Origin of the sequence: Streptomyces verrucosisporus, assembly GCF_017114865.1 — a bacterium.
In the GTDB taxonomy this organism is placed as follows: domain Bacteria; phylum Actinomycetota; class Actinomycetes; order Streptomycetales; family Streptomycetaceae; genus Streptomyces; species Streptomyces fenghuangensis.
Genome location: NZ_JADEYH010000012.1, coordinates 119,522 through 132,052 on the forward strand (window position 1 = coordinate 119,522; position 12,531 = coordinate 132,052).

Sequence of the window (12,531 nt, forward strand, 5' to 3'; positions counted from 1 at the left end):
CGCCGCGAACGCGTGCGGGTCCGGGACGGCGGACCCGCACGGAATCGCGTGGTGCCCAGGAGGGGTTTTCGGCTCTCTGCCCGCTCACACGCGGCCGAACGGCTCGGCGTAGGTGAAGGCGCCGCGCAGGGCGGAGTCTTCGGGGTCGTACGCGGTCAGGGTGCGGACCTGGAAGTACTCGCCCCAGGCCGGGTCGGTCGGGGTGATGCCGTACTCGGTGGAGGTGCGGAAGCCGAAGCGGCGGTAGTAGGCGGGGTCGCCGAGCAGGGCCACCAGTGGCTCGCCGAGGGCGTCGGCGGCGCCGAGTGCGGTGTGCATCAGAGCCGAGCCGGTGCCGCGCCTCTGGTGGCCGGGGTGGACGCCGATGGGGCCGAGCCCCAGCGCGGGCGCGGCGCCGACGCGCCCCCGGGTGCACACCACATGGCCGACGACCTCGCCGCCAGGGCTTTCGGCCACCAGCGACAGCGCGGGCAACCACGCTTCGCAGCCGCGCAGTTCGTCCAGCAGGGTGACCTCCACCGGGACGGGCGTCTGTGACCGGGCGGCGAAGGCCGCACCGGTCACGGCGCGTACGGCGGGGATGTCGGCGGGTCTCTCGCGTCGGATCAGCACCGGGGCAGTCTGCGCCGCCGTGTCGGGTGCGGGCAACGGGATTACGCCCCGCCGGTGGGCGTTCGGCCCTCCGCGCGTACCCGCTCCAGGAAGGCCGTCCACGGCGCGGCGCCGAAGGCGAGCGCCGGCCCTGCGGGGTCCTTGGAGTCCCGCACGACGGTGCGCTGCCCGCCGGGCAGAACTGCGGCCTCCACACAGTTGCCCTCGCCGCCGCTGTAGCTGGACCTGCGCCAGTCGCCCGGTATGTGGGCGCTGTTCGATTCCTTTGCCATCTGCTCCATCTCCTCTACCGGCCGGTCAGCAACTCGGCGATCGCTGCATGGGACTGGCGCGGGCTGAGTGCTGCCGCGCGTAGTGCGTCGAGGGCATCAGCGTATGTCTTCACCTCGTCGGGGCTGTCCAGGTAGACGGTCGTGATCAGGCCTTCTTCGCAGACCACCTGGCTCTCCCCCGGCAACGGGAAGGTGAAGATCACAAACGGTCCGTTACCGCCGGGATGCTCTCCGGCGTCGATCGGAAGTACCTGAAGGGTGACGTTGGGCAGCTCGGCCAGGGAGAGCAGGTGGCGGAGCTGTCGGTCCATCGTGCCCGGACCGCCGACCCTGCTGCGCAGAGCAGCTTCCCCGATCACAGCCCAGAACTGGACACCTCGTCCATCGGTCAGCAGGCTCTGCCTGTTGGTACGCACTTCGAGCCTGCGCTCGACATCCTCCTCGGTGCGCACCGATGGATATGCGCTGATCACAGCGCGAGCGTAGTCACGGGTCTGGAGAAGTCCCGGAACGAGAAGAGGTTCGTAACAGCTGATCTCAGCTGCTTCGGCTTCAAGCTCGATGAAGTCCGTGTAGCCGGGGCGCAGTACGCCGGCATGGCGTTGCCACCAGCCGGACTCCTTCCCCTTGCGTGCCATCTCCAGGAAGGCGTCAACCCGGGCTGTGTCGGTGATGCCGTAGAGCGAGAGCAACGCACGCAGGTCGCGAGTTCGCACCCCTGAACGACCCAGCTCCAGACGGGAGATCGTCGCTTTGTGGCACTCCAGGTGACGTGCCGCGTCCTCCAGGGTGAGGTCCTTCGCCTCACGCAGCCTCCGCAGCGCTGATCCCAGCCGACGGCGTCGGACTGTGGGTGTGGGGTCGGCAGGCATGGGTTCTCCTTCAACAGCTTTGACGAGAGATCAGTTTGTCGAAGAAGTGGGCCACGGGTGCGCGAATCGGCGAAGTTAAGTGTTCGTGTTGCACTTCGAAGGGTTGCGGTGTCATGGTGAACCGGACACGTTGGGTGTCCAAGTCGTAACGCCGGGCGTTCGCGGCCCGGTGGCCGGATGTCAGAAGGGTCGAGCGATGCACGCAACGCCAAGCAAGAGGGACGCACGGTACGACCGGGTGCGGGACCGGGTGACCGTCGCCGTCACCGTCCACGGGGACGACGGCGTGTCCGTCGAGACCGAGATGGTGCTGGAGCCCGGCCAGTTGGAGCTGCACTACGCGCAGCTCGGCCGGCTGATCGAGTGCCGCGACCGGTACGGGCGGACGGGGGGGTGGGCGTGAGTGCCGCGCCGCTGCCGAGGCGGGGCACCCCCGACGAGGTGATCGAACTGCCCGCCGACACCCCAGGCGACCGCCTCAACGGCCGGGCCTGCGTCCACTGCGGCACTCGCGGTGAGCCGCTCGCCTACATCGGTTGGGCGCGGGTCGCCACCGGGCGGCCCGGCGGGCATCTGTCCTGCCCGGTCAGCGCCTGCGCCGACTGCCGGGCGCGACGGGCGCGGCAGCCGACGCGGTGACGCGCTACGCGCTCGCGGTGGCCGAGACCGTCCTGGCGGCGCTCACCGTCCTGTCCGCCTCCGGCGCCGCCTGGCTGCTCGCCTCCGGGTGAGCGGCAATAGGCTTGAGCGAGAAGCGACTTGGCGGCGGCTACTCCCTCAGGGGGTGGCCGCCGCCAACTCGACGCCATGGACGTGGTGGACACGGCCGTCCCCGTGCCGCTGGACGACCTCGCCCTCCACGGGCTGGGTGTGGTCGTTCTCGTCGCCGCCGCCACCGGCCTCGGACTGCTGTTCCCGTGCCCGGGCACCTCGGTGGAAGAGCTGCGCACCGGCTGACGGCCGGGCCCCGCGCCACCCGGCCGGACACCGGCCGGGTGGCGCGGGGTGGCGCGGGGTGACGCGGTGTCCGGGCCGTCTCGCGGACCGGACACAATGGGGGGATGACCGACAGTCCCGCTCCCCTCGCAGACCCGCGTCTGCGCCACCCGGCCGACACCCCCGCCGGGGACGGCCCGCGCGACATCGTGATCCTGGGCTCCACCGGATCGATCGGCACCCAGGCCGTCGACGTGGTGCTGGCCAACCCCGACCGCTTCCGGGTGACCGCGCTGTCCGCCGCGGGCGGCCGGGTGGAGCTGCTGGCGGAGCAGGCCCACCGGCTGAGGGTCCGCACCGTCGCGGTCTCCGACGCGGGCCGGGCCGGCGAGCTGCGCGAGGCGCTGCGTGCCCGCTACGGATCGGCCGAGCCGCTGCCCGAGGTGCTGGCCGGGCCGGACGCGGCCACCGAACTGGCCGCGTCCGAGTGCCACACCGTCCTCAACGGCATCACCGGCTCCATCGGCCTGCGCCCCACCCTGGCCGCCCTGGAGGCCGGACGCACGCTGGCCCTGGCCAACAAGGAGTCCCTGATCGTCGGCGGTCCGCTGGTGAAGGCGCTGGTCGAGCCGGGGCAGATCATCCCCGTCGACTCGGAGCACTCCGCGCTGTTCCAGGCGCTGATGAGCGGCACACGCGCCGAGGTCCGCAAGCTGCTGGTGACCGCCTCCGGCGGCCCCTTCCGGGGACGCACCCGCGAGGAGCTGGAGGACGTCACGCCTGAGGACGCCCTGGCCCACCCCACCTGGGCGATGGGCCCGGTGATCACGGTCAACTCCGCCACCCTGGTCAACAAGGGCCTGGAGGTCATCGAGGCGCACCTGCTGTACGACATCCCCTTCGACCGCATCGAGGTCGTCGTCCACCCGCAGTCCTACATTCACTCGATGGTGGAGTTCGAGGACGGCTCCACCATCGCCCAGTGCGGCCCGCCCGACATGCGGCTGCCCATCGCGCTCGGCATCGGCTGGCCGCACCGGGTGCCCGACGCCGGCCCCGTCTTCGACTGGTCCAGGGCGATGAGCTGGGAGTTCTTCCCGCTGGACGAGAAGGCCTTCCCGTCCGTGGCGCTGGCCTGCCACGTCGGGGCCCTGGGCGGCACCGCGCCGGCGGTGTTCAACGCCGCCAACGAGGAGTGCGTCGAGGCGTTCCTGTCCGGCGGGCTGCCGTTCAACGGCATAGTGGATACCGTCGCCGCGGTGGTCGAGGAGCACGGCACCCCCAAGGGGGGCGATCTGACCCTGGACGAGGTGCTCGACGCCGAGACCTGGGCGCGCGCCCGCGCCCGCGAACTGGCGGCACACATGACACGACCGACAGCGGAGGCACGCGCATGACGACGGTGATGACCATCCTCGGCATAGTCGTCTTCGTCGTCGGCCTGCTGTTCTCCATCGCCTGGCACGAACTGGGCCACCTGTCCACGGCCAAGATGTTCGGCGTCCGCGTGCCGCAGTACATGGTCGGTTTCGGCCCTACCCTGTGGTCGCGGAGGAAGGGCGAGACCGAGTACGGCGTCAAGGCGATCCCGCTGGGCGGCTACATCCGCATGATCGGCATGTTCCCGCCCGGCGAGGACGGCGCCGTCCGGCAGCGCTCCACCTCCCCCTTCCGGGGGATGATCGAGGACGCCCGCGCGGCGGCCTACGAGGAGCTCCAGCCGGGCGACGAGAAGCGGATGTTCTACACGCGCAAGCCCTGGAAGCGCGTGATCGTGATGTTCGCCGGCCCGTTCATGAACCTGGTGCTGGCCGTGGCGATCTTCCTCGGCACGCTGATGACCTTCGGCATCAACACCACGACCACCACCGTCTCCTCCGTCTCCGAGTGCGTGGTCAAGGTCTCCGAGCGCACCGACACCTGCCCGAAGGGCGCCCCCGACTCCCCGGCCAAGGCCGCCGGCCTGAAGCCCGGCGACACCATCGTCGCCTTCAACGGGGCCGAGGTCACCGAGTGGGACGACCTCCAGCGGCGCATCCGCGACACCATCGGACCGGCCACCATCACCGTCGAGCGCGACGGTGGGCGCGAGGTACTCCAGGCGGACCTGGTCAAGAACCAGGTCGCCAAGTCCGACGGGCGCGGCGGCTACGTCGAGGGCGAGTACGTCACCACCGGCTTCCTCGGCTTCTCCCCGGCCACCGGTGTGGTCGAGCAGTCCTTCCCGCAGGCCGTGGACCGCATGGGCGACATGATGATCGCCGGCGCCGAGGCGCTCACCCGCCTGCCGGAGAAGATCCCCGGCCTGTGGAACGCGGCCTTCGCCGGCGCCGAGCGCGAAGCGGACTCCCCGATGGGCGTGGTCGGCGCGGCCCGCGTCAGCGGGGAGATCTTCGCCCTGGAGATCCCGGCGGAGCAGCGGGTGGCGATCACCCTCCTCACTCTCGCCCTGTTCAACCTCTCCCTGTTCCTGTTCAACATGCTGCCCCTGCTGCCGCTGGACGGCGGCCACATCGCGGGCGCCCTGTGGGAGTCGCTGCGCCGGGGCCTGGCCAGGGTGCTGCGCCGTCCCGACCCCGGCCCGTTCGACGTGGCGAGGATGATGCCGGTGGCGTACGTGGTGGCCGGCGTCTTCGTCTGCTTCACACTGCTGGTGCTCATCGCGGACGTGGTCAACCCCGTACGCCTGACCGGCTGACGCGGCGGTGCGGGGCCGCAGGCGCGCCCGCGGCCCCGCACCGCGTACGGCGGACCACGGTGTGCCCCGGGCACCGGGCGTACCGTAATCTCGGAGGCCGGAGCCCGCCGCCGAACGGGGCACTGAACCACAGCTTGGGGTTGCACACCACAATGACAGCCATTTCGCTCGGAATGCCGTCCGTACCGACCAAACTGGCCGACAGACGGGCCAGCCGGAAGATCCAGGTCGGCTCGGTGGCCGTCGGAGGCGACGCCCCGGTCTCCGTGCAGTCGATGACCACCACCGTCACCGCCGACATCGGCGCCACGCTCCAGCAGATCGCCGAGCTGACCGCCTCCGGGTGCGAGATCGTCCGCGTGGCCTGCCCGTCCCAGGACGACGCCGAGGCGCTGCCGGTCATCGCGAAGAAGTCCCAGATCCCGGTGATCGCGGACATCCACTTCCAGCCCAAGTACGTCTTCGCCGCCATCGACGCCGGCTGCGCGGCCGTACGCGTCAACCCGGGCAACATCCGGCAGTTCGACGACAAGGTCAAGGAGATCGCCAAGGCGGCCTCCGACGCCGGCGTCCCCATCCGCATCGGCGTCAACGCCGGCTCCCTGGACAAGCGGCTGCTGGCCAAGTACGGCAAGGCCACCCCCGAGGCGCTGGTGGAGTCCGCGCTGTGGGAGTGCTCGCTGTTCGAGGAGCACGGCTTCCGCGACATCAAGATCTCGGTCAAGCACAACGACCCGGTCGTGATGGTCAACGCCTACCGGCAGCTCGCCGCCCAGTGCGACTACCCCCTCCACCTGGGCGTCACCGAGGCAGGCCCGGCCTTCCAGGGCACAATCAAGTCGGCCGTCGCCTTCGGCGCCCTGCTGAGCGAGGGCATCGGCGACACCATCCGCGTCTCGCTGTCCGCGCCGCCGGTGGAGGAGATCAAGGTCGGCATCCAGATCCTGGAGTCCCTCGGCCTGCGCCAGCGCCGGCTGGAGATCGTCTCCTGTCCTTCCTGCGGCCGCGCCCAGGTGGACGTCTACAAGCTCGCCGACGAGGTCACCGCCGGTCTGGCGGGCATGGAGGTCCCGCTGCGGGTGGCCGTCATGGGCTGCGTCGTCAACGGGCCCGGCGAGGCCCGCGAGGCCGACCTCGGTGTCGCCTCCGGCAACGGCAAGGGCCAGATCTTCGTCAAGGGCGAGGTCATCAAGACCGTCCCCGAGTCGAAGATCGTCGAGACCCTCATCGACGAGGCCATGAAGATCGCCGAGCAGATGGAGAAGGACGGCGTGATCTCCGGCGAGCCGGAGGTCTCCGTCAGCTGACCGACCGGCCGGGGCCGCCCGCCACGACCCGGGGGTAAAGTCGAAAAGACGCTCCCCTGCCACTACGGCCGCACGGTGAGGCATCCCACGTGTTGACGACCACCACCATCCGTGTCGTCGAGCCCCACGAGCTCGACGACGCCCTCGCGGTACTCGACCGCGAACCGGTCAACAACGCCTTCGTCGCCGCCCGCGTCCGGGTCGCCGGCCTGGACCCGTGGCGGCTGGGCGGCGAGATGTGGGGCTGGTACCACCGCGGGCGGCTGGAGTCCCTGTGCTACGCGGGCGCCAACCTCGTCCCCGTGTGCGCGGGGCGGGAGGCGGTGCGCGCCTTCGCCGAGCGGGCACGCCGCCAGGGGCGTCGCTGCTCGTCGGTAGTCGGCCCGGCCGGACCCACCGCGGCCCTGTGGGCCCGGCTGGAGCCGCACTGGGGGCCGGCCCGCGAAGTCCGCCGCCACCAGCCGCTGATGGTCGCCGACCGCATGCCCTCCGGGATACGGCCCGACCCGTACGTGCGGCGCGTCCGCAAGGACGAGATGGACGTGCTGATGCCCGCCTGCGTGGCGATGTTCACCGAGGAGGTCGGCGTCTCGCCGATGGCCGGGGACGGCGGGCTGATCTACCAGGCCCGGGTCGCCGAACTGGTCGGCGCCGGCCGCTCCTTCGCCCGTATCGAGGACGGCCGGGTGGTCTTCAAGGCCGAGATCGGCGCCGTCACACCGCGGGCGTGCCAGATCCAGGGCGTGTGGGTCGCGCCCGAACACCGCGGCCGGGGCCTGTCCGTCGCCGGCATGGCGGCGGTGCTGCGCTACGCGCTGACCGAGGTCTCCCCGGTCGTCAGCCTCTACGTCAACGACTACAACGCCGCCGCCCGCGCCGCCTACCGACGCGTCGGCTTCCGCGAGGTCGGCGAGTTCATGAGTGTGCTGTTCTGAACGGTCCCGGACGGGCGGCCGCCCGCGCGGGTGTTCGCCGGATCCACCCGGCCCCTCCAGTAGGGTCGTTCACCATGGAAGACGCCCAGGTCGGTCCCCTTGACCTCGCAGCCCGCGTGGACGAGGCACTCGCCGTACAGGCCGTCGCCTTCGGACTGACCGACGACGAGGTGGAGGTGCGCCGCCACATCGTGCTGCGGCACGCCGCCTCCCCCGGCGTCCGGGCGCTGGGCGTCACCACGCCGCAGGGCCGGCTGGTCGGTTTCGTCTACGGCATGCCCAACGACCGCACGCAGTGGTGGTCCACGGTCGTCGAGCCGTACCTGCGGCGCAACGGGAACGCCGGGTGGCTGGACGACGCCTTCGTCATCACCGAGCTGCACGTCCACCCGGCGTACCAGAAGCACGGCCTCGGCCGGGAGCTGATCACCACGATCACCGACGCCGCCGCCGAACCGCGCTCCATCCTCTCCGCCATCGACACGGAGAGCCCGGCCCGCGCCCTCTACCGCTCGCTGGGCTACCGCGACCTGGCCCGCCACGTGCTGTTCCCGAGCGCCGGGAGTCCGTACGCGGTGATGGGTGCGCCGCTGCCGCTGCGGCGGTGAGGCGGGTCCGGCCGGGGGTCCGGGGGTGGCCCCCGGGAGGCGGGGTCCGAGCGCCGGGAGTCCGTACGCGGTGATGGGTGCGCCGCTGCCGCTGCGGCGCCGGTAGTCTCCTGGACGGGCCGCAACACCGTCGCGGCCCCGGAAACCGACCTACCGCACGCAGGAGAGACCCATGGCAGCCCGTGTCCAGCGCATGTCCCGGCTCATGCTGAAGACGCTGCGCGAGGACCCGGCCGACGCCGAGACCATCAGCCACAGGCTCCTGGTCCGCGCCGGCTACGTACGCCGCACCGCCGCCGGGATCTGGACCTGGCTGCCGCTGGGCAAGCAGGTCCTGGAGAACGTCACCCGGATCGTGCGCGAGGAGATGGACGCCATCGGCGCCCAGGAAGTACTGCTCCCGGCCCTGCTGCCGAAGGAGCCCTACGAGACCTCGGGCCGCTGGGAGGAGTACGGCGACCTGCTGTTCCGCCTCAAGGACCGCAAGGGCGCCGACTACCTCCTCGGGCCCACCCACGAGGAGATCTTCACCCAGGTCGTCAAGGACCAGTGCACGTCCTACAAGGACCTGCCGGTGATGCTCTACCAGATCCAGACCAAGTACCGCGACGAGGCCCGCCCGCGCTCGGGCGTCCTGCGCGGCCGGGAGTTCCTGATGAAGGACTCCTACTCCTTCGACACCTCCGACGAGGAGCTGGCCGAGTCCTACCGGCTGCACCGCGAGGCGTACGTGCGGATCTTCACCCGGCTCGGCCTGGACCACCGGGTCGTCTCCGCCGTCTCGGGTGCGATGGGCGGCTCGGCCTCCGAGGAGTTCCTGGCCCCGGCCGCCGCCGGTGAGGACACCTTCGCCGACTGCCCGGCCTGCGGCTACGCGGCCAACACCGAGGCCGTAACCTTCCCGCTGAAGCAGGCCGACCCCATGGGCCACCCGCCGGCCGAGGAGCTGGACACCCCCGACACCCCCACCATCGAGACCCTCGCCGACCACCTGGGCGTGCCCGCCTCCGCCACCCTGAAGAACCTGCTGGTCAAGGTGGACGGGGAGATCTGGGCGGTGGGCGTGCCCGGCGACCGCGAGGTGGACCTCGGCAAGCTCACCGAGCACCTGGCGCCCGCCACCGTGGAACTGGTCGCCGCCGAGGACTTCACCGGCCGCCCCGCCCTGGTGCGCGGCTACGTCGGCCCGCAGGGGCTGGCCGGCACCGCCTTCCGCTACGTCGCCGACCCGCGCGTGGCCCCCGGCACCTCCTGGATCACCGGGGCCAACAAGCCCGACACCCACGCCCGCAACGTGGTGTGCGGCCGCGACTTCGAGGTCGACGAGTACCTGGACGTGGTCACCGTCGAGAACGGCGACCCCTGCCCGTCCTGCGGGGAGGGGCTGAAGCTGGACCGGGCCATCGAGATCGGCCACATCTTCCAGCTCGGCCGCAAGTACGCCGACGCCTTCTCCCTGGACGTGCTCGGCCGCGAGGGCAAGCCCGTCCGCGTCACCATGGGCTCCTACGGCATCGGCGTCTCCCGCGCGGTGGCGGCGCTCGCCGAGCAGACGGCCGACGGCCAGGGCCTGTGCTGGCCGCGCGAGGTCGCCCCGGCCGACGTCCACGTCGTCGCCGCCGGCAAGGGCGCCCAGATCGAGATGGCCCTGGAGTTGGCCGGGAGGCTGGCCTCGGCCGGGGTGCGCGTCCTGGTGGACGACCGTACGGGCGTCTCGCCCGGTGTGAAGTTCACCGACGCGGAGCTGATCGGCGTGCCGGAGATCCTGGTGGTGGGCCGGGGCGCGGCCAAGGGCCTGGTGGAGCTGAAGGACCGGCGCACCGGCGAGCGCGAGGAGGTGCCGGTGGACGAGGCGGTGGAGCGGCTGGTCCGCTCGGCCGGCGAATCCGCCTGAGCCGTCGCGGCGGGGCTTTCGTGACGGGCCCCGCCGCGGTTCTCGCCGTGCTTTTCGCCGCGGGCCCCGGTCAGGGGCCCGCGGCCGCGGCTCACAGCCAGCCGGCGAACTCCAGAAGAGCCTCGCCGTCGGCACGGTCGCCGGCGGCGATGTGCCGCGCGCCCGACTCCACCGCCCGGTACAGGCTCCAGGCGCGCAGCCGGTCGCGGCCCACCTCCAGGGAGTTCGCCAGTTTTCCCACCCGGCGCCTGGCGATCGCCGGAGCGCCGGATCCGGCGGCCAGGTCGTGCAGCCGGTCGCGGACCAGCCGGGCCAGGTCGTACGCCCGCTCGCCCACCAGCGGATCGGGGCCGACCACCAGCCAGTGCGCCCGCCCCGGGTCCCCCGACAGCACCGCGCCCTGCCGGAAGTCGCCGTGCAGCAGGACGTTCTCGGGGGCATCGGCGAGCAGCTCGGAGCGCAGCGCCAGGGCCTCGTCGGCCAGCGGGCGGGCCTCCTCCGGCACATGCGCGCGGATGCCCTCCACCGCCCGGGCGGTGTACTCCTCGACGGTGGTGAAGGGGTGCTGGTCGTCGGGGACGCCCGGGGGCGTGGGCGACACCCACAGCCGGTGCAGTGCCGAGACCGCCTCCAGGGTGGCCTTCGCGTCCGGCAGTGAACGCAGCGACACGTCCGCGTGCAGCCGTTCCAGCAGCAGCGCGCCGTCCCCGGGCGCGGCGTCCAGCAGCCGTACGGCGCCGTGTCCCTCCCAGCGGGACAGTGCCGCCGCCTCGTCCGCCGCGCCGGTGGCCCGCAGCTTCAGCGCGGCCGGTGAGCCGTCCGCGCGGCGGACCAGGACGACCAGGCTGCCGCGTCCGCCCGGGGAGACCACCCGCTCGGCCGTCAGCTCCCAGCGCTCCAGCGACGCCCGCACCAGGCCGGGCAGCCGTGCCAGCCAGGGGGAGTCCGCGCCCAGGAAACGCACCAGTCGCTGCGGGGGTTCGACGTGCGGAGCCGATGTCATGCCGGGCGTCCCTTTCGTCGTCGGCGTTGCGCGGAGGAGCCCTTCAGAGGGACTCCGGGCCCGCCGGTGCGGCGCGCTCGGCGAGACCTGGGAAGGGTACGCCCGTGCCGCGCCAGCGTGCCGCGTGGACGGCGGCCTCCCGCAGCGCGGCGGCCGCCTCCCGCCGCAGCCCGTCCTCGCCGGCCCGGACCAGATCGGCGTAGACGGCGGCCACCCGCTCCTCCAGCTCGGCGGCGAGCCGCACCGCCGCGGCGCCGTCCGGGACCGGGAAGGGCAGGGAGTAGGCCGCCGCGGCGGGCTCGGGGGCAGCGCCCATCCGCCGCACCGCGCGGCGCAGGGCGTCACGGCGCGCACGGTGGGCGTCGTGGGCCTGCCGCGCCTGCGCGCGCCGGTCCTCGGCGATCCGCCCGCCCACGACGCCGTAGCCGTAGACGGCGGCGTGCTCGGCCGAGAGCGCGGCCTGCAGGGCGGTCAGGGCGGGGTCGTCCTTCCCGCCGGGGGAGGAGGACGCGGGGGAGCCCGGGGAAGCGGCCGTTGCCGTCGCCGGGCTTATCGCCGGATTCGCCGCCGGATTCACAGCGGGGCTCGTCGTCTGGTTCATCACTCGCCGTCCGTGAGCAGGTAGACGTGGACCGCCCCGGCCGCCGCGACGGACGCGAGCAGCCGGGCGAGCTCGGGCGGGGCGCCGTCGAGGGCCCGGGTGAGGGCGTCGGCGGCGGCGCGTTCGGCGTTGGCCAGAGCGGCCAGCGCGCGCCCCGGATCGGCGGGCACGCCCGCACCGGTGCTCCGGGAGGCGTCCGGGGCCGGGGAGCCGCCGGTGCTCTCGGAGGCCTTCGGGGTGCCGGAGGCCTTCGGGCCCGCCGAAGCGCCGGACCCCGTCCCGCCGAAGGCCTTCACATGCCGTGCCACGTCCGCCCGCAGCGGCTCCAGCCGCTCCGCCAGGTCCGGGTGCGCGGCGAGGGTGCGGTCGTAGCGGACCAGCAGCGCGGCGCTGCCGCGTGCGGCGGCGCCGCGCAGCCGCTCGCCCGCGGAGGCGAGCCCGCGCTCGGCGGCCGTCGGCTCCTCCCATGAGCATCCGGTCAGCAGCAGCGCGGCGGCGCCCGCCGCACCGGTGGCCAGCAGGCTCCGCCGGCGGGGACGCGGGTCGATCGGCACGGGCGCTCCCAGGGCAGGTGGTTCGGCGGCGCGGGGGGACGGGCGGCGATCACCGCGGATGTGAGCGTACCCGTGTTCGTACCGTCCCCCTCGGCGGGGCACCGCCGCGCCCCGCGCATGCCCCGCGCGGGGGACGGCCGCCCGGCGCAGCGCCTCCGGCCGTCCGGGCCGTCTGGTCGGCGCGGCCCGCGGCAGACGATAGGCTTGACCCCCGTAACCCAGGACTGGACGTTCCCACA

The 12,531-nt window shown here is 72.9% G+C and carries 15 protein-coding genes; 9 read left to right on the top strand and 6 right to left on the bottom strand.

The features are described from left to right. Positions 1-84: 84 nt before the first annotated feature. Genes IQ279_RS15325 through IQ279_RS15335 form a run of 3 tightly spaced genes read right to left on the bottom strand, consistent with a single transcriptional unit; the run spans position 85 to position 1,756 of the window. The gene (locus tag IQ279_RS15325; RefSeq protein WP_206349072.1) at positions 85-612 is read right to left on the bottom strand and encodes a GNAT family N-acetyltransferase; all 528 of its coding nucleotides are present in this window, start codon (positions 610-612) and stop codon (positions 85-87) included. A gap of 41 nt (positions 613-653) precedes the next feature. Then, positions 654-884 carry a DUF397 domain-containing protein gene (locus tag IQ279_RS15330; protein WP_206349073.1) on the bottom strand — a complete coding sequence of 77 codons (231 nt, stop codon included), beginning with the start codon at positions 882-884 and terminating at the stop codon, positions 654-656. A 14-nt stretch (positions 885-898) separates the two neighbouring features. Beyond that, entirely contained in the window at positions 899-1,756 is an 858-nt protein-coding gene (locus tag IQ279_RS15335; protein ID WP_206349074.1) for a helix-turn-helix domain-containing protein, read from the bottom strand. 196 nt (positions 1,757-1,952) lie between these two features. On the opposite strand from IQ279_RS15335, the gene IQ279_RS15340 reads away from it, so the two are divergent. From IQ279_RS15340 to IQ279_RS15380, 9 genes are all read left to right on the top strand, one after another. Continuing rightward, positions 1,953-2,159, top strand: a complete 207-nt coding sequence (locus IQ279_RS15340; protein ID WP_206349075.1) for a hypothetical protein — start codon at positions 1,953-1,955, stop codon at positions 2,157-2,159. Beyond that, positions 2,156-2,395, top strand: a complete 240-nt coding sequence (locus tag IQ279_RS15345; RefSeq protein ID WP_206349076.1) for a hypothetical protein — start codon at positions 2,156-2,158, stop codon at positions 2,393-2,395. Before IQ279_RS15340 ends, IQ279_RS15345 begins: the two co-directional genes overlap by 4 nt. A gap of 168 nt (positions 2,396-2,563) precedes the next feature. Beyond that, positions 2,564-2,713: a hypothetical protein gene (locus IQ279_RS15350; RefSeq protein ID WP_206349077.1), complete on the top strand. Its 150-nt coding sequence runs from the start codon at positions 2,564-2,566 to the stop codon at positions 2,711-2,713. Between the two features lie 104 nt (positions 2,714-2,817). Beyond that, positions 2,818-4,089, top strand: a complete 1,272-nt coding sequence (gene dxr, locus IQ279_RS15355; protein ID WP_206349078.1) for a 1-deoxy-D-xylulose-5-phosphate reductoisomerase — start codon at positions 2,818-2,820, stop codon at positions 4,087-4,089. Continuing rightward, positions 4,086-5,390 carry a M50 family metallopeptidase gene (locus IQ279_RS15360; RefSeq protein ID WP_206349079.1) on the top strand — a complete coding sequence of 435 codons (1,305 nt, stop codon included), beginning with the start codon at positions 4,086-4,088 and terminating at the stop codon, positions 5,388-5,390. The genes dxr and IQ279_RS15360 overlap by 4 nt, the downstream gene beginning before the upstream one ends. Positions 5,391-5,542: 152 nt before the next feature. Beyond that, positions 5,543-6,697, top strand: coding sequence for a flavodoxin-dependent (E)-4-hydroxy-3-methylbut-2-enyl-diphosphate synthase (gene ispG / locus IQ279_RS15365; protein ID WP_206349080.1), 1,155 nt, complete (start codon positions 5,543-5,545; stop codon positions 6,695-6,697). Positions 6,698-6,786: 89 nt separating this feature from the next. Beyond that, positions 6,787-7,632, top strand: coding sequence for a GNAT family N-acetyltransferase (locus IQ279_RS15370; protein ID WP_206349081.1), 846 nt, complete (start codon positions 6,787-6,789; stop codon positions 7,630-7,632). Between the two features lie 74 nt (positions 7,633-7,706). Further along, a complete protein-coding gene (locus IQ279_RS15375; RefSeq protein ID WP_206349082.1) occupies positions 7,707-8,240 on the top strand; it encodes a GNAT family N-acetyltransferase in 534 nt (177 codons plus the stop codon). Positions 8,241-8,412: 172 nt separating this feature from the next. Further along, a complete protein-coding gene (locus IQ279_RS15380; RefSeq protein WP_206349083.1) occupies positions 8,413-10,134 on the top strand; it encodes a proline--tRNA ligase in 1,722 nt (573 codons plus the stop codon). Between the two features lie 91 nt (positions 10,135-10,225). On the opposite strand, the gene IQ279_RS15385 is transcribed toward IQ279_RS15380, so the two are convergent. The 3 genes from IQ279_RS15385 to IQ279_RS15395 are packed head-to-tail and all read right to left on the bottom strand — an operon-like array spanning position 10,226 to position 12,292. Further along, positions 10,226-11,137, bottom strand: coding sequence for an aminoglycoside phosphotransferase family protein (locus IQ279_RS15385; protein ID WP_206349084.1), 912 nt, complete (start codon positions 11,135-11,137; stop codon positions 10,226-10,228). A gap of 43 nt (positions 11,138-11,180) precedes the next feature. Continuing rightward, positions 11,181-11,738 carry a ferritin-like domain-containing protein gene (locus IQ279_RS15390; protein WP_206349085.1) on the bottom strand — a complete coding sequence of 186 codons (558 nt, stop codon included), beginning with the start codon at positions 11,736-11,738 and terminating at the stop codon, positions 11,181-11,183. Continuing rightward, complete coding sequence (locus IQ279_RS15395; RefSeq protein WP_307792370.1) at positions 11,738-12,292, bottom strand: hypothetical protein; 555 nt, start codon at positions 12,290-12,292, stop codon at positions 11,738-11,740. The genes IQ279_RS15390 and IQ279_RS15395 overlap by 1 nt, the downstream gene beginning before the upstream one ends. Between the last annotated feature and the right edge of the window lie 239 nt (positions 12,293-12,531).